We start from the raw sequence: 15505 nt of genomic DNA on the forward strand, positions 1-15505 counted from the left end.
CGCATGTTAGGTTTTCTGAAGTAAAAGTTTACCTACTGATGCACCTGAGGCTTGAATTAACTGTCTAGATCACGTACACTGCTCACGTTCCAATAAAGTCTATTTGGCTTTTTTGTGACCCGGGTGTATGCCCGGAATTAATTGCGATCGCCTTAGGTCGATCGGTTAGGAAGCAGAAAGATGGCAACAGGTAAGGTCAAATGGTTTAGCAGTGAAAAAGGCTACGGATTCATCGAACAGGATGATGGTGGCAACGACGTCTTCGTACACTTTTCTTCGATTCAGGGCGATGGATATCGCAACCTAAACGAAGGTGACGAAGTCACATTTGAGGTCGAGCAGGGCCAGAAGGGTCTACAGGCAACCCAAGTGACGGTCACGAACGCCGCACCGGGTGGTGGGGGCGGCTACTAGCTACCTGCCAAGACCACTAATAAGGTTAAAAACTAAAGACTGAGCGCCAAGCGAGAATTTTGGCCTCAATCGGTTTACGTTAGCCAGGTGCATATCTAGTCAGAGTATTTGTCTAGTGAACGGCTGGCTATGTTTACTAATAAATCTTACTAAAACCGATTGTTGGGTAGAAATACTAACAGCTTGTGACTACAGGGATTTCCTCTGACGTTAATCTTATTGCTGAGTAGTGACCGTTAATTCGCACTTTGAGCTGGGTATAGCCAATTACGCTTGGGGTGGGGTTGATGGCAATATCGGTAGTGCCTGCTACCACCAGAGGAGCAGCTGTAGGAAGAATTGTGTAAGTCACCTCCACGTTTTCCGGAGAGTAATGTACATGGGGCGCGTCTGGATAAAAGGTGGCTTCTCCGCGAATTTGTCCCGAAAGGACACCTTCGAGGAAAGAGTCCCAACGGTGTAGCCTTCCGGTATAATTAAAGTTGTACGTGAGCTCCGTGACACGATCGTCACAGATTACGGATTCGATATTACCGTCGCTATCAGCGTCGAGTTGGTGGTTCGTCACGTAGGTGGCGTGCGTAATAGAGACCTCTGATTGAGGATCAACCATTACTGCTAGTTCGCAAGCTGTTAGAGCGCAGGTAATGGGCAGGCTGAGGATTGTCATCCAACGTCTATTCACATTTCGAGAGTAGTTGATTAAGTCGGTTTATCTGTGAGGATTAGCTTCATAGAACCTTTATTTTTGCATAGAGATTACGGTAAACGTATTCGTGATCGGCAGTTTTGGGTTTCTATTCTTATTTGGTTGATTGGTTATAGGTCGGGACCAAATATTTGTATTAAGCAGGGGAAATGTTCGATCCTTGGCTGGATAAACATTGGGCATTGTGTTCAAATCACAACGGCGGGAGTGAGTACGGTGGAATCGAAAAGTATAGTTTTTACTGGAAAAAAAGAAGCGGGTTCCTGGATTTTGGAAAAGGTTTCAGCGCTTCCCGATAAGGGCTTCTTGGTAGGTAGTGGGAAGAGTTTAATCAGTACTGGCGGGAGAGTATTTGCTTAAAGGGTGATTCTGAAGAAGGTACGCATTGGTCCTATTTGGTTTGGCACCCTTTTGTCCTGGCTATATTAACGTCGGTGTAGTAGAGCAGGTTGGGTCAGCTCTTGAGTGAGAGCCTTAAGCTAGTTATTACAACCCAGAAAGTTGATAGTTCTTCGCTATGTAAGGCTCCCACTCGGCTGGTACATCCTCTTCTAGGAAAATCGCTTCGACCGGGCAGGCAGGAATACAGGCTCCGCAATCAATACACTCTTCCGGATGAATATAGAACATTTCGTCGGTCTCATATATGCATTCAACGGGGCAGACGTCAACACACGACGAGTCCTTAGTGCCTATGCAGGGTTCAGCAATAATATGGGGCATGCCGCAGTTCCTCCCTAGGGTGTTCGGAACGTACTATAGAAAATCTTTGCGGTGAACGCAAGAGTGCGCTAGTACTTTCACAGTGCGGAGTAGGTTCCATTGGATACTGAAGTTAACATTTTTGCCGTAATGACATGCTATCGAAGGTTGCAATTAGATCTGTTACGTACCAAGGCGATTCACCACAGTTTAATGAAAGATTAAGGTCAAGTCGTATTAATGATTAGTCATCTAGATAGTCTTCAATATAGTATTGGACTATTTCATCAAGAGTGGACTCCCGAGGTAGTTCTAGACCAATAGCTCGGTCGAACGCCGCGTCCTGGGCCCACCCAGCACAGATAGCTTCTATGAAGGGGTCAGGTTGTACCGAGATCTTCCCTAGGCGTCTATGACCAGCTGTACGGTTTAAGGCGTCAATCATATCTTGGGCCGTTACTGTGAGGCTCGGTAAGCCGATCGCCCTATCTGTACCTAGGCTGTCGCCAGGCACTTCGTGTAGAGCTATGATCCCATCAACAATAGATCGGTATCCCAACACTGGCATGATTGTTTCTGGAGCCACAGGTAATACGAAGTCTAGTCCCGCGAGAGGTTCACGAAAGACACCACTTACAAAACTAGATGCAGCTGCATTTGGCTTCCCTGGTCGGACAATGACAGTAGGAAGCCTAGCTGTTCTACCATCAAAAAATCCCTTCCTGGAATAGTCGTTGATTAAAAGTTCACAGATAGATTTTGTTACGCCATATGTGGTCTGGGGTGTTTGTTTGGTGTTGTCGCTAACAATTGACGGCATGGTGTCACCACCGAAAACTGCGATCGAGCTAGCGAATACTAAGCGTGGGCTGCCTTCTTGAGCTCGGAGTGCCTCGAATATATGCAGGGCCCCGTGTAGGTTGACGCGAATTGCCAGGTCGAAGTCTTTCTCACCACCACCACTTACGACCGAGGCTAGGTGGAAGACAGAAATGTCTTTTTGGTTTATTAGGTTGAATACTGTTTCGCGGTCGCTTATGTCGCCAGAAATGAATTCAACTCGATTATCAAGGCCGTCTGGCCGAAATTCCGGTACTGTTTGATCAAACAACAATAATCTTTCTATCGGTTCCTGATTTCCAGAGGGTCCAATTAGAGTCCCGCGGTTTAAAAGGTGGCGAGCCAATCTCAATCCAACAAAACCAGCTCCTCCTGTAATTACGACTTTCATCCCAGACCTCCAGAAAGAATCTATTATTTAGTTTTTACGGCGACCGCGAACGCTAGGACGCCAATCGCTGGTATTGTTACATGCTTACAAGCGAATCGGAAAGAAACAGTAGATATTACAAGTGGTCATGCAACTGCCTAAGGTTACCCTCAATACCGGTCCTGATCAACATTAAATGACTGCTACAAGGTCAACATCATACTTAGGTTTTCGGCGCAACAGACCAAAAAACTAGGTGGAGATTTAATTTATGGTTAGTTCTTTGCATATTAATAATATTTTGTAAGGCTTTGAGATAATGATTTATCTGGTGAAAGGTTTTTTCAGGTTTGCCAAGCACTGACCTAGCTATAGCAGGCATATTAGGGGTTACGATTGGAGTGACCGTGTTGTTCGCCGTCATATATCTGCTCAGCTAACAGTATCTGTAGTAGCAACAGGGTGTCTGTCAAAAGGGAGTTGAGGTGAAAAATCATGAAGGCCATCATGGTGATGTTCGATTCGCTCAATCGACATATGTTGCCACCTTACGGGTGCGATTGGATTCATGCGCCGAACTTTGAGCGATTAGCGCAAAGAGCAATTACCTTTAATCGATCTTATGTTGGCAGTATGCCGTGTATGCCAGCCCGGCGGGAACTTCATACGGGACGCTACAATTTTCTCCATCGAAGCTGGGGCCCACTTGAGCCTTTTGATGACTCGGCGCCAGCTATTTTAAATGACCGGGGTGTTTACAGTCACCTTATTACTGACCATCATCACTATTGGGAGGATGGTGCTGGAGCGACCTATCACAATCGCTATAGCAGCGCCGAATTTGTTCGTGGTCAGGAGGGTGATCTTTGGAAAGCCCACGTGGATCCGCCAGCACCACCTGTTGTGCCTCGTGGATTCAATAAACAACTTACTGAGCCTGACTCCATGCAAGTACAAGATTGGATTAATCGCAGTTATATGGATACTCCAGAGAAACAATCTCAGCACCGAGTGTTTGACTTGGCCCTAGAGTTCCTGGATACGAACAGCGAAGCGGATGACTGGTTTTTACAGGTTGAAACCTTCGATCCTCACGAGCCGTTCTTCACCCACTCGAAGTACGAGGACCTCTACCCACACGACTACGCAGGACTTCTATTTGATTGGCCAGCCTATTCCCGTGTTACTGAGCCGCCGAAGCAAGTAGAGCACGCCCGGCTAAAGTATGCCTCGTTGGTAAGCATGTGTGACGAACAGCTCGGAAGAGTTCTTGATGTCATGGATCAGCAGGAGTTATGGAATGACACCATGCTGATTGTATGTACTGACCACGGGTTCCTTCTGGGCGAACATGATTGGTGGGGGAAGGCGGTTATGCCGTGGTATGACCACTTGGCTAATACCCCGCTATTCATATGGGATCCCCGAAGTGGTTGTTGCGGTGAAACCCGTGAAAGCCTAGTCCAAATTATCGACCTTCCGGCAACCCTTCTTGAATACTTCGGGGTACCCTGCCCAGCCTCGATGCAGGGCAGACCCCTTCGCTCTACACTCGAGAATGACACGCCTGTTCGAGAGGCTGCTCTATTTGGTGCCTTCGGGGGGTACGTCAACTGTACGGACGGCCGATACGTCTACATGCGGGCTCCGATCAGTAAGAATGAACCGATTTATGAGTACACCTTGATGCCGGCCCACATGAGAAATCCTTTTTCTGTTGAAGAACTACAGGAGACAGTCATAGTTCCACCATTTGATTTTACCAAGGGCTGTCCTGTCATGAAAATCTCTGGAAACGAAATCATAAAATCAAAGTCATTTAAGACATTGCTATTCGATGTCGAGAAGGACCCTGGTCAGGAGTGGCCAATCAAAGATCCTGTAGTGGAGAAACAGATGATCAGCCACTTGTTGCGACTTCTTGACGAGACGGATGCCCCACCGGACCAATTATTTCGACTTGGCCTGAGCTAACGGCTTATCCTGTGTCTCACCCTGGCAACAAGAGCGGTGCTGTTTCATGGGTCAAAACCGTGATATATCTGTTTCCTGAGGTATCGTAATTTTCTGCTCTATGCGATCAACAAGCAACTGTTGATCGCATAGAGTCCTGGGTTTGTTGAACGATTATCCTAATGAGGAGTACTGGATCGGACTTTAGGATGTGTTGATCTTTACCCCTAGGAACCAAACCGTTCAAACGAGATTGATTCTAGCCCTGAGGCCTCACGCCAATCATTTACCCATGCCTGAGCAGTATTCTTTAAAACCATGCCATTCCGGGCAATCCCTCGAGCGTAGCTGAGTTTGGGATTCACTGTCCCAGATATAAGAGTCATATCTTCATCTTCAATAATTTTGTTTGACCAGGGGAAATTACTGTAGCAAATCCCAGCAGCTAGATAAGGATATCCATCGGTTAGACCCATGTTCGACCCATTTTTGTCAGTTAACTCGAGTCCATCTGAGTAGAGTGGAGTAGGGGTACCACTACCTGTAATTGTTGCTACTTTGAGGCGATTGGATAGACGGCGGAACTGGAAAGTTTCCCCTCGACTAACTCGGCCCATGGCCCATAGTTCTAGGGTTGCGAATTCTGCTTGAGGGTGCATTTCAACTTCTATTTCTTGTTGAAAGTCGCTTCTAGGGTAAGGGATGGTGAGGCCAGGGTACAGTTCCAGTCGGGCATCCTCAGCAACATGGATGCGGAATCGTTGTGAGGCCTTTTGGCCTTCAGGCATGCTATGAAGTTTAGTAGCTGATTGATTCACGACGACCACGTGAGCACCGGGGCCCACATTGAACTGGATGTCGTAGTTGTCTTCAGCCATAACACCTGGGCCGACGTTAAGAACCTGTACCAAAACACCTTTTTTTAATGGAAATGGCCGCACAACCTTTAGTGGAGCACTATAATCCTGCTTGCTCAAGTAAGTACCACCAACCTTTTTATCGAAATTAAGATGTAGTTTTACTTGAGGGCTTCCTTTTTTCTGTGGTGTTCGGTGGAGTTGTATCAGCTAGAGACCTCTTCGAATAGCACTTCTTGAGTAATCCAGTTAATGATTGTATCTACCCCTTCCCCCGTCTTGAGGTTGCTGAAATATTGAGGGCTATCCTTTCGGAGTTCTCTAGCATCGTGTGCCATTACCTCCAAGTCTGCTCCGACGAAAGGAGCAAGGTCAATTTTATTGATGATCAGTAGATCGCTGCGGGTTACGCCAGGACCTCCCTTACGAGGTACTTTGTCTCCGCCTGAGACATCGATAACATAAATACTTACGTCCACCAATTCAGGACTAAAGGAAGCTGCAAGATTGTCGCCTCCAGATTCTAGGAACAATATGTCTAAGTCAGGAAACCTGTCCTGTAAATCACCTATGGCTTCGCTATTAATCGAGGTATCTTCCCGGATAGCAGTGTGGGGACATCCGCCGGTCTGGACCCCTCGGATGCGCTCTAGTGGCAGTGCACCGGATCGGCTCAGGAATTCAGCGTCCTCAAAAGTAAATATGTCGTTCGTGACTACGGCAAGGCTGTATTGATCTCGTAGTCTTTTGCATAGGGTGTCGAGTAAGGCTGTTTTGCCCGAACCAACTGGCCCACCAATACCAATCTTCACTGGACGTGTGCTCGATGATGGTTTCATTCAGTCGATACGATATCACAGCCCGCCAGGACGACACTTCTAGCATCTACAGGGTGTTCCAAAACACCCTTAAACGACACAGGCGGATTGGCACTTGGTTTAATTGCTGCTGGCACGAACCTTAAGTTATTCGGTCGATTTCCTAGGACTGAAATAACCGAGTGTGAAGGTAGGCTTGTTGGTGGGCACGAAGGTCGATTGCTGGGGTTGCGGAAAAAAAGGAAGCCTTGGGATCAGCAAGAACGCGAGTAATAGCTTGACTAAGCTTTGGTTGTAGCATAATAAGTATCTCCTGAGCTTGTTCAGGGCTGAGTGACATGCAACGTGTCGCTGCACTTAGGGATGATAGTAAGGTGTTGTGGCCGAAGGCAAGAACTAAAGCTCGTTGTTCAATGCCGAGACGTTTTCCCAGGATGCCAAAAATTATTGCTTGGTGAGGAGCATCTAATCGAACCAGGTCTTCTGCGATTCCGGGGAAGAGCCTGATGGCAAGCTTTAACAGCCGCCGACCTAGGCTAAGGCTAGATTGGCGCGGACCAGAAATAACCTTCCATGAAGATAATTCTGAACAGAGCGATTCTAAAGCGGCAGTGTTTTCAGTATGCCAAGCCAGAGCCGTAGCGGCAAGGTCGAGGCGTCCCCAACCCACCTTGATCTGCGCTTCGAGGAGCGAGGCTAAACCCACGGCATCGAGACCTTTTTGGGCGTAGGTTTCTAACCCGACTGAGTGAGCGAAGGAGCCTATTGGAAATTGCGAATCGGTAATTTGGAGGAGCTTGGTTAGGGCTAGGTCATCCATATTTTTAGTGACTGTGTTCACCAGGGGCATTACCAGTGAAAGCTCGTTGTTCTTGTCGCACCGGAATTTCTTCTTTTGCTAGCCTCTGCGCTAGTGCGTTGTCCCAAAGGGTTAGGATTTTTTTCTCCTCAATGACGATATCTCTATGAAGATTTCCGACTAAATAACCGATTCGTGCAGCGTCCTTGCGATTTCGAGGTTCCATAACCAATACTTCTTCTGTAGCTGCTTGTACGATGTAGATGCAATTTTGTGTTTTGTGCAGCACTTGTCCTACCTGGAGCATTGTCCCAGTTGGGAGCTCAAGGGCCAAGTTGATACCATCTGGGGCTACTACTCGGCGTCTAACCCGCTGTCTTTCATGTGAGGTCATGTACAATTCCACAATCTTTAGGTTTGATGTTTCCCCGGTGCTGATAGGGAGGTTGCTAATGCGGAATATAGGGTGTTGGTCGGTATTAGGCATAGATGAAATCCCACTTGGTCCGGTTAGAAGAGGAAGTACCGTTGGGCAAGAGCTACTTCGGTGGCTGCTTTGCTTCGGACCTTTTCCCCGTCGATGGTAACTTCATAACTATCGGGGTTGACGGTAATCTCAGGGAGAGCATCATTGTGAATCATGTTAGCCTTCGTCAGCTTCCGGGTGGCAGTCACTGGGCGGGCTTGTCGAGTCAACGAATTTGGTAAGGATCCTTTCTCGATTGAGGTGCTTGAGACGAAGTGATAACAGAGAGTTGAAGGGGATTTACCAAGGGCACCGAACATGGCGCGGTAACGGACCGGCTCTGGCGTAGGAATAGAGGCATTGGGGTCACCCATAATGGAAGCAACCACGAAACCACTCTTAAGAATCAAGTCAGGTTTTACCCCAAAGAAAGCTGGGTGCCAGAGACACAAGTCCGCAAGTTTTCCAACAGCTATCGAACCAACATCACCGGAGATCCCATGGGCTATTGCTGGATTTATAGTGTACTTTGATAAATAACGTTTGATCCGGGCATTATCGTTTCTAGTGGAGTCTGGAGTTAATGGTCCGCGTTCAAGTTTCATCTTGTGAGCTGTTTGCCAGGTGCGACTAATTACCTCACCGACTCGACCCATTGCTTGGGAATCGGAAGCCATAATGCTAATGGCACCAATATCGTGGAGTACATCTTCTGCAGCCATTGTTTCTGGCCGGATGCGAGATTCAGCAAATGCCACGTCTTCTGGAACATTACGGCTCAAATGGTGACAAACCATCAGCATGTCAAGGTGCTCCTCAAGCGTGTTGATTGTATATGGCATGGTGGGATTAGTTGATGACGGAAGGACGTGAGATTCCCCTACAGCCTTCAAGATGTCCGGGGCGTGGCCACCACCTGCACCCTCACTATGATACGTATGAATGGTACGTCCCTTAAACGCCGCAAGGGTATTTTCTACGAAACCTGACTCGTTAAGAGTATCTGTGTGGATTGCGACCTGAACGTCATAGTTGTCGGCCACTGTGAGTGCTACATCGATGACTGAGGGGGTAGTTCCCCAGTCCTCGTGTAACTTCAGTCCTAGCGCTCCGGCTTCAATTTGCTCTACCAGCGCCTCGGGGCGCGAGGCGTTACCGTTTCCTAGGAAACCAAAGTTGAGGGGTAAACCCTCGCAAGCTTCGAGCATCCGATGAAGGTTCCAGGCGCCTGGTGTACTAGTTGTCGCTTTGGTCCCTTCAACAGGTCCAGTACCGCCACCAATCATGGTCGTTATGCCACTGTATAGAGCTTCATAGGCCTGCTGTGGGCTAATAAAGTGGATGTGTGCGTCGATGCCTCCCGCAGTTAGAATCTTCCCTTCTCCAGAGAGTATTTCGGTGCCTGGCCCTATTTCTAGGCCAGGCGTGATTCCATCTTGGATGTCGGGGTTACCTGCTCGTCCAATGCCGCATATGCATCCATCGCGAATACCGACGTCCGCCTTAATAATCCCCCAGTGGTCTATGATAATTGCACGGGTTATCACTAAGTCGGGAGTGCCTTCAGCCCGTGTACGCTGGGACTGCCCCTGCCCATCACGAATGACTTTGCCTCCCCCGAAGACCACCTCCTCGCCATGAAGTGTGTGATCCTCCTCAATTTCTAGTAAGAGCTCGGTATCACCCAGGCGAATTCGATCTCCTGTTGTTGGTCCGTAAAGCCCAGCATAAGCAGAGCGCGAGATTTTCACTTGATTTCCTCGATATAACCTTGGTCTCTAGCCAGTTTGAGGGCAGCATCCTTTTTGTCAGCAAGGCTCCCTGAAACTAGAGCATTCATGCCGTAAGCTATTCGGTTTCCCCCAAAAGGAACTAGCAGGATAAGCCTGCCCTCACCGGGTTCAAAGCGTAATGCTGTACCGGCAGGTACATCTAAACGGTGACCGTAGGCCAATTCTCGATCAAATGACAAGGCAGCATTAACCTCAAAGAAATGCGTGTGGGAACCAACTTGGACTGGTCGGTCACCTCTATTTTCGACTCTCAAAGTCAGGCACTCTTTTTCTGCATTAAGTTCGATTTCACCATCTTCGATCAGCCACTCACCTGGAATCATTAAGGCTCCTTACCGGATTGGGTCATGGATAGTCACGAGTTTGGTGCCATCCGGAAATGTGCCCTCCACCTGAATCTCGGGGATCATTTCTGGAATTCCCTCCATAACGTCATCACGAGTTAAGATTTGAGTTCCGAAAGACATCAAATCAGCTACGCTTTGTCCGTCTCGTATTCCCTCTAGGATCTCTGCTGTGATCAACGCTACTGCCTCAGGATGATTGAGTTTTAATCCTCTGTTCTTACGCCGCCGAGCTACCTCGCCGGCCGTAAAGATCGTGAGTTTGTCAAGTTCTCGTTCGGTCAGTCGCATTGCTAAAGATCGATACCTTTCGTTAGCGGATTACGTTGAGATGATCAATACAGAACGTACCATATGCTTCAATTGTTTATGGTAAGTATCAACTAATAATTTACAAGCTTAATGGTGTTTCAGGAGTGGGTGGGTCAGAGGAATACGCACCCCACACAGACTGGTCAAAGTTAATTACTGCACCAGTCATCATTCCCGCATCATCTGACGCCAGAAACGTAACTGCACGGGCGACCTCCTCAGGCGTAAGGAGCCGTTCGAATGGTTGTTTTTGGCCAGCCTTTTCTAACCAGTCCGGTGGTGCACCGTGAAACTGACTTTGGACTTGATGTTCGCCTTCGGATGCCATCCAACCAATATTTAGTTGATTGATGCGAATTTTGTTACGTAATACCGCGAAGGCGCTATTCCTGGTAAGAGTTGCTAGGGCACCTTTAGAGGCACAATATGCTGAGAGAAATGGTTGTCCTGCCAGCGCAGATGTGGATCCGATGTTGACGATAGAACCCTCGGTCTTTTCTCGTAGCATGATTTTTAGGGAGTCTTGCATGAGAAAGAATGGCCCTCGTGTGTTTACTGCGAACAAGCGATCGAAAAGTTCTTCACTGGTACTAAGTATGTCCCCACGATCTGTCAATCCGGCAGCGTTGATCAGGACATCGATGCGGCCAAAGTACTTATCAGCAGCTGCTATCACATTTCTACAGTCAGTAACTTTAGCGAGGTCTGCTGTTACGAAATGAACTAGACACCCAGTTTCATTTTGTATAGAATCCGCGATTATCGTACCCTTTGAAGTACTTCGACCGCACGTTACGATTCCTTTAGCCCCTAATTCAGCAAACTTTCTGGCAATAGCCGCACCTAGACCCTGCGTGCCACCAGTAACTACAGCAAATTTCCCATCTATTCGGTTCAAGTTTATTCTCCTCTTAGGAAAATTATTGAAAACTTGCGGCAGGCCCTGCTGCCTATTACTTACTCGAGATTTTTCGGAAACATGGTTGTCGGACTTGACTTTTCATCGTCAAGTTACGTTAGGTGAATAAGTGACTCGTCTTGAGCGTCCAGCAATCTATTTTAATGCCTACACTCCAATACGTTGTCGGGCGCGGATTTCCTCATGATCTTTACGCGCTTTCCGTACTTCTTCTCGTTTACTTACTTCGGGCACACCGACATCCCAAGATGCACCACCTGGCACCCACGAAAATGCGTCTGTCTTGATTGATACAACGGTTGTACGATCAGTGGTTTGTGCCCACTCCATTGCTTCTTCAAGATCATTGAGGTCAGAACAATGCCGAGACAGGGCTCCCATTGATTTGGCGTGGGCCGAAAAATCAACCGTAAGAGATCGTTCGACTTTACAGTCTTTGAGCAAGTTGTTAAATGACGTACTACCTTTTGCGTTTTGTAATTGGTTAATCGATGCAAAACCTTCATTGTCGCAAACCACGATTATCATTTTGTGGCCGCTGAGGACAGAAGAATATATGTCTGAGTTCATCATAAGGTAAGATCCGTCTCCTACCAACACGATTGGTGTACGTGTTTTATCAGCCATTGCTGCCCCCCAACCACCCGCAATTTCGTAACCCATACACGAATAACCGTATTCGCAGTCAAACGTTCCAGGAGTCTTAACCCTCCAGCCTTTCACTACCTCTCCTGGTAGGCCACCCGCAGCGGTGATCAAAAGATCTCGGTCTCCTACTTTTTGGTTTACCAAACCTATAACTTGCGCGTAAGTAATTGTCGAACCGGCTTCTCGGCTTTGATGTTGGTCAAGAATATCGTTCCATGATGCAAATTCACTGCGACCCTTCTCTGCCCATTTTGGGCTGGCCTGCCAATTACCAAGCAGCTGGCCCAACTCTTTTATGGTTTCCAAGGCATCACCGACTACGGCTAGAGCACGGTGTTTAGATGCATCCCAGCGAGCCGTGTTAACGCCGATGAAATCAGCATCATGTGAAAATACAGTCCAGGATCCAGTGGTGAAATCCTGTAGGCGCGTTCCTACAGCTAGAACTACATCAGCTTCAGCAGCCATAATGTTTGCTGAACTAGAACCGGTGACGCCTATCGGACCGATATGCATCAAATGATTGTGCACGAGCGTCCCTTTTCCAGCTACAGTTTCGGCGATAGGTATGTTGTGTGCTTCGGCAAACTCCGCAAGTACACTCTCAGCTAGAGAGTAACGGGTACCGCCACCAGAAATAATAAGGGGCCGCTCTGCAGTTTTTAGTTTTTCTGCTGCCGCAAGTAAAGTTTTTCGGTCAGGACGCGGCCGGGTTATAGAATGCACGGTTTCTTCAAAGAACTCTGCAGGGTAATCGTAGGCCAACTCTTGAGTGTCCTGACACAGCCCGAGGAACGCTGGGCCGCAATCGGCTGGGTCAATCATTGTGGCGATAGCCTTAGGCAGGGATGAAATAATTTGTTCTGGATGAGTGATCTGGTCCCAATAGCGGGATACTGCCCTGAAGGCATCATTAACAGAGGTAGTTGGGTTTCCGAAGTGTTCTACTTGCTGGAGTACTGGGTCGGGTCTACGATTAGCGAAAACATCGCCGCTCAAAATCAACAGTGGTAACCGATTAGCGTGTGCAACACCCGCGGCAGTCACCATATTTGTTGAACCTGGGCCGATTGAAGACGTGGCAATCATTATTTGGCGGCGTCGTTTAGCTTTGGCAAATGCAATTCCGGCTAGTGCCATGGACTGCTCATTCTGCCCCCGCCAGGTTGGCAGGAGATCTTTAACTTCTTCGAGCGCTTCGCCTAAACAAGTTACATTGCCGTGACCAAAAATTCCGAATACACCGGCAAATAGAGGTACGATTTCTCCATCAATTTTAATGAACTGATTGCACAAATACTTTACTAGGGCTTGTGCCATGGTCAAGCGAACTGTTTCTCTGTTCATTATTGCCTCCTTTACATGGTTTTCAACCCATGTGTGCATACTTATTAAAAAAGTTTAAACTATTTCAGGTCAGTATTAATGCTTATGCAAAGGGGACAGTAGGTTCTGGCTTCTAAATTATATTGATTTGCTAATCAACCTGATCGTAATCCTCAGCCTTGCGCTAATTTGGGTATAGGGATATTTTTGGTTACTGTGAAGGAATTACCGTCGACGGAATCTAACACCCTAGTGGAAAATATTAGGCCTTTTGTTGATCTACTTCAAAGTAGCCAGACTCTGGTTTTGAGTGGCACAGGGATAAGTACCGAGTCCGGTATCCCAGATTATCGTGGAACGCAATCAGTAAGTAATACGCAAAAAAAGATTTATTACAGAGAGTTTTTACTCCAGGCGAAGGTTCGCCAGCGTTACTGGGCCCGGAGCCTATTCGGGTGGCAAAACATGAGCTCTTCTGTTCCCAATAGTGGACACCAGGCATTATCCCAGCTAGAAAGTGATGGCTTTATCACGGGAATATTGACCCAAAATGTTGATGGTCTCCACCAAGTTGCTGGCAGTAAGAACGTGCTTGAACTCCATGGAAACTTGTCTTTTGTGAAGTGCCTCAAATGCGGTGTTGATGAAACCAGAGTGAATCTACAGAGGCGTCTAGTGAAGCTTAATCCCCATATACAGTTGGATTGGGTCAATATTTATCCTGATGGAGACGCAGAAGTCGCAGAAGACTCGACCGATAACTTTAACGTACCTGGGTGTTTACAGTGTGGTGGCCTACTAAAACAAGAAGTTGTTTTTTTTGGGGAGAATGTGCCAAAGGGTAAAGTTGATTTTGCGCTAGAGATGTTGGAACAAGCTGGAAGCCTTTTAGTAGTTGGTACTTCTCTGACAGTATTTTCGGGATATCGTTTTGTTTCCAGAGCTCGTAAGGCGGGAAAGCCGATTGGTATTATTAATATGGGTTCGACGCGTGGTGATTCGGATGCCCTAATTCGTTTACATGCGCCTCTTGGCAAAACGCTAACGGAGTTAGCCTTATTGTGCTCAAACAACAGGTAGGTTCGTAAAAAACTCAAGCAAAGCTTAAGTACGTTAGGACAATGCGTAGTAAATTTTCAGTTAGCTGGTTCAGAAAGGGAAAAGGCTACTGAAAGACCTTTCTTCGAGGCTTCTCGTGCTTCGATAGGGGCAAAGTCCAGGGCTAGCACTCCTCGGTATGCCCTTTCGGCACCCTTTCGGTTGTTGGTTAAGTCGCGGAGCTGACCCAGTCTAGCTAGGAGGTAGCCCGGAAGGAAGTAAGGTTGGCTGAAATCACCGTGACTAACTGTTTCAAGCAATTCAAGTGCTTCTATAAGGTGACCATTTGCAAATAATATATTTGCTTCGTGATAGCGGGCCTCGGGAACTCTAAGGTCACGAAGTTTATGAATGACGTTACCTGGTTCTGGAACGTCAACCTGCATAGCGAAATCTAGGAAACTTCGCTCGCGGGCTTCGTCGTTAGAGTTTGTTTTTAGGAGGTAAATCTTTTCAGCCCGGTCGCCGATAGCAGCGTCTAGAGCTGGGAGATGTTCTGCACTGGAGAGAACTGTAACCCGTTCTGCGTCTAGGGTAAGGATACGTTCAGCTGCCAGATTGCTTCTTTCACCGATCCAACCAGTACTAGGACCGTCACCAAATTCTTTCTTGAGACTATCTTGGTGTTTGCTGAAAAGCGGAAGAACCTCTTTTTGGATGCGCTCAAGGGTAAGGGAAGTTTCAAGAAGTTCTTTGAGGGTTCTTAGTGTCGTATCAATCTCCATCAAACGGGCATTAAGATTTGGAAATGACGAAATGTATTTGCGGAAGTCCTGAGTAGCTGTTGGGTCGGGTGAAGCAACGGGCACAGCGTGAAAAGGTATACGCTGGCGCGAAGTCCAAGGCACAACGGCAAGAGGTAGAGCAAGTTCAGGAGTATCTTGCCATTCTGGTCGGTTGAGAAAATCTTGTTCTATTGCGGTTGTTAGGACGGCATCCGGTTTAGAATCAGCGACTAAGTCCCGCACATGAATAGCATTGTAATTTGGGTAACGAAGGTGGAACGCGCCCATAAGAGGAAGCAGCGTGATCTTCATAGTGCTTATGGTAGCCCGATGGTCGTCGTAGTAGGTGAATATTAGAGACCTATCACACTAGAGATCGAAAATGGAGGTATTCCGATAGTGAATGTTTCGG

The 15505-nt window shown here is 47.5% G+C and carries 17 protein-coding genes; 4 read left to right on the forward strand and 13 right to left on the reverse strand.

Annotation, left to right across the window (positions count from 1 at the left end; all coding sequences use genetic code 11):
* The first annotated feature begins 180 nt into the window (after window positions 1–180).
* Window positions 181–414, forward strand: coding sequence for a cold-shock protein (locus CMO31_06580; protein ID MAZ53665.1), 234 nt, complete (start codon window positions 181–183; stop codon window positions 412–414).
* A 175-nt stretch (window positions 415–589) separates the two neighbouring features.
* Here CMO31_06580 and CMO31_06585 read toward each other — a convergent pair whose 3' ends face one another.
* The gene (locus CMO31_06585; protein MAZ53666.1) at window positions 590–1084 is read right to left on the reverse strand and encodes a hypothetical protein; all 495 of its coding nucleotides are present in this window, start codon (window positions 1082–1084) and stop codon (window positions 590–592) included.
* A 48-nt stretch (window positions 1085–1132) separates the two neighbouring features.
* On the opposite strand from CMO31_06585, the gene CMO31_06590 reads away from it, so the two are divergent.
* Window positions 1133–1483 (forward strand): hypothetical protein, encoded by a 351-nt coding sequence (locus CMO31_06590; protein MAZ53667.1) that lies wholly within the window; start codon window positions 1133–1135, stop codon window positions 1481–1483.
* A gap of 126 nt (window positions 1484–1609) precedes the next feature.
* On the opposite strand, the gene CMO31_06595 is transcribed toward CMO31_06590, so the two are convergent.
* Window positions 1610–1846 (reverse strand): ferredoxin, encoded by a 237-nt coding sequence (locus CMO31_06595; protein MAZ53668.1) that lies wholly within the window; start codon window positions 1844–1846, stop codon window positions 1610–1612.
* A gap of 223 nt (window positions 1847–2069) precedes the next feature.
* Window positions 2070–3056: an NAD-dependent epimerase gene (locus tag CMO31_06600; GenBank protein ID MAZ53669.1), complete on the reverse strand. Its 987-nt coding sequence runs from the start codon at window positions 3054–3056 to the stop codon at window positions 2070–2072.
* A 474-nt stretch (window positions 3057–3530) separates the two neighbouring features.
* Between CMO31_06600 and CMO31_06605 the strand changes: the two genes are divergently transcribed.
* The gene (locus CMO31_06605; protein MAZ53670.1) at window positions 3531–5009 is read left to right on the forward strand and encodes a sulfatase; all 1479 of its coding nucleotides are present in this window, start codon (window positions 3531–3533) and stop codon (window positions 5007–5009) included.
* A gap of 206 nt (window positions 5010–5215) precedes the next feature.
* Here the strand turns inward: CMO31_06605 and CMO31_06610 are convergent, their stop codons facing one another.
* The 9 genes from CMO31_06610 to iolD all read right to left on the reverse strand — a co-directional run bounded on the left by CMO31_06610 (window position 5216) and on the right by iolD (window position 13291).
* On the reverse strand, window positions 5216–5965 hold the full coding sequence (locus CMO31_06610; GenBank protein ID MAZ53671.1) for a hypothetical protein: 750 nt from the start codon (window positions 5963–5965) through the stop codon (window positions 5216–5218).
* A gap of 86 nt (window positions 5966–6051) precedes the next feature.
* Window positions 6052–6684, reverse strand: a complete 633-nt coding sequence (ureG, locus tag CMO31_06615; GenBank protein MAZ53672.1) for an urease accessory protein UreG — start codon at window positions 6682–6684, stop codon at window positions 6052–6054.
* A 142-nt stretch (window positions 6685–6826) separates the two neighbouring features.
* Window positions 6827–7513, reverse strand: a complete 687-nt coding sequence (locus CMO31_06620) for a hypothetical protein (protein MAZ53673.1) — start codon at window positions 7511–7513, stop codon at window positions 6827–6829.
* The gene (locus CMO31_06625) at window positions 7488–7949 is read right to left on the reverse strand and encodes an urease accessory protein UreE (protein MAZ53674.1); all 462 of its coding nucleotides are present in this window, start codon (window positions 7947–7949) and stop codon (window positions 7488–7490) included. The genes CMO31_06620 and CMO31_06625 overlap by 26 nt, the downstream gene beginning before the upstream one ends.
* Window positions 7950–7972: 23 nt before the next feature.
* A complete protein-coding gene (locus CMO31_06630; protein MAZ53675.1) occupies window positions 7973–9679 on the reverse strand; it encodes an urease subunit alpha in 1707 nt (568 codons plus the stop codon).
* Window positions 9676–10044 carry an urease subunit beta gene (locus tag CMO31_06635; GenBank protein MAZ53676.1) on the reverse strand — a complete coding sequence of 123 codons (369 nt, stop codon included), beginning with the start codon at window positions 10042–10044 and terminating at the stop codon, window positions 9676–9678. The genes CMO31_06630 and CMO31_06635 overlap by 4 nt, the downstream gene beginning before the upstream one ends.
* Before the next feature lie 9 nt (window positions 10045–10053).
* Window positions 10054–10356: an urease subunit gamma gene (locus CMO31_06640; protein MAZ53677.1), complete on the reverse strand. Its 303-nt coding sequence runs from the start codon at window positions 10354–10356 to the stop codon at window positions 10054–10056.
* 100 nt (window positions 10357–10456) lie between these two features.
* Window positions 10457–11275: a short-chain dehydrogenase gene (locus tag CMO31_06645; protein ID MAZ53678.1), complete on the reverse strand. Its 819-nt coding sequence runs from the start codon at window positions 11273–11275 to the stop codon at window positions 10457–10459.
* A gap of 168 nt (window positions 11276–11443) precedes the next feature.
* Complete coding sequence (gene iolD / locus CMO31_06650) at window positions 11444–13291, reverse strand: 3D-(3,5/4)-trihydroxycyclohexane-1,2-dione acylhydrolase (decyclizing) (GenBank protein MAZ53679.1); 1848 nt, start codon at window positions 13289–13291, stop codon at window positions 11444–11446.
* Window positions 13292–13522: 231 nt separating this feature from the next.
* Here iolD and CMO31_06655 point away from each other — a divergent pair, with 231 nt between their 5' ends.
* The gene (locus tag CMO31_06655) at window positions 13523–14350 is read left to right on the forward strand and encodes an NAD-dependent deacetylase (GenBank protein MAZ53680.1); all 828 of its coding nucleotides are present in this window, start codon (window positions 13523–13525) and stop codon (window positions 14348–14350) included.
* Window positions 14351–14406: 56 nt separating this feature from the next.
* Here CMO31_06655 and CMO31_06660 read toward each other — a convergent pair whose 3' ends face one another.
* Window positions 14407–15381: a hypothetical protein gene (locus tag CMO31_06660; GenBank protein MAZ53681.1), complete on the reverse strand. Its 975-nt coding sequence runs from the start codon at window positions 15379–15381 to the stop codon at window positions 14407–14409.
* Window positions 15382–15505: the final 124 nt, after the last annotated feature.

Source organism: Trueperaceae bacterium (assembly GCA_002707365.1).
Classification (GTDB): Bacteria; Deinococcota; Deinococci; order Deinococcales; family Trueperaceae; genus UBA6957.

Coding starts and splice junctions, on each gene's coding strand:
- CMO31_06580 (MAZ53665.1), top strand. CDS start 181: ATGGCAACAGGTAAGGTCAAATGGTTTAGCAGTGAAAAAGGCTACGGA.
- CMO31_06585 (MAZ53666.1), bottom strand. CDS start 1,084: ATGACAATCCTCAGCCTGCCCATTACCTGCGCTCTAACAGCTTGCGAA.
- CMO31_06595 (MAZ53668.1), bottom strand. CDS start 1,846: ATGCCCCATATTATTGCTGAACCCTGCATAGGCACTAAGGACTCGTCG.
- CMO31_06600 (MAZ53669.1), bottom strand. CDS start 3,056: ATGAAAGTCGTAATTACAGGAGGAGCTGGTTTTGTTGGATTGAGATTG.
- CMO31_06605 (MAZ53670.1), top strand. CDS start 3,531: ATGAAGGCCATCATGGTGATGTTCGATTCGCTCAATCGACATATGTTG.
- ureG (MAZ53672.1), bottom strand. CDS start 6,684: ATGAAACCATCATCGAGCACACGTCCAGTGAAGATTGGTATTGGTGGG.
- CMO31_06620 (MAZ53673.1), bottom strand. CDS start 7,513: ATGCCCCTGGTGAACACAGTCACTAAAAATATGGATGACCTAGCCCTA.
- CMO31_06625 (MAZ53674.1), bottom strand. CDS start 7,949: ATGCCTAATACCGACCAACACCCTATATTCCGCATTAGCAACCTCCCT.
- CMO31_06635 (MAZ53676.1), bottom strand. CDS start 10,044: ATGATTCCAGGTGAGTGGCTGATCGAAGATGGTGAAATCGAACTTAAT.
- CMO31_06640 (MAZ53677.1), bottom strand. CDS start 10,356: ATGCGACTGACCGAACGAGAACTTGACAAACTCACGATCTTTACGGCC.
- iolD (MAZ53679.1), bottom strand. CDS start 13,291: ATGAACAGAGAAACAGTTCGCTTGACCATGGCACAAGCCCTAGTAAAG.
- CMO31_06660 (MAZ53681.1), bottom strand. CDS start 15,381: ATGGGCGCGTTCCACCTTCGTTACCCAAATTACAATGCTATTCATGTG.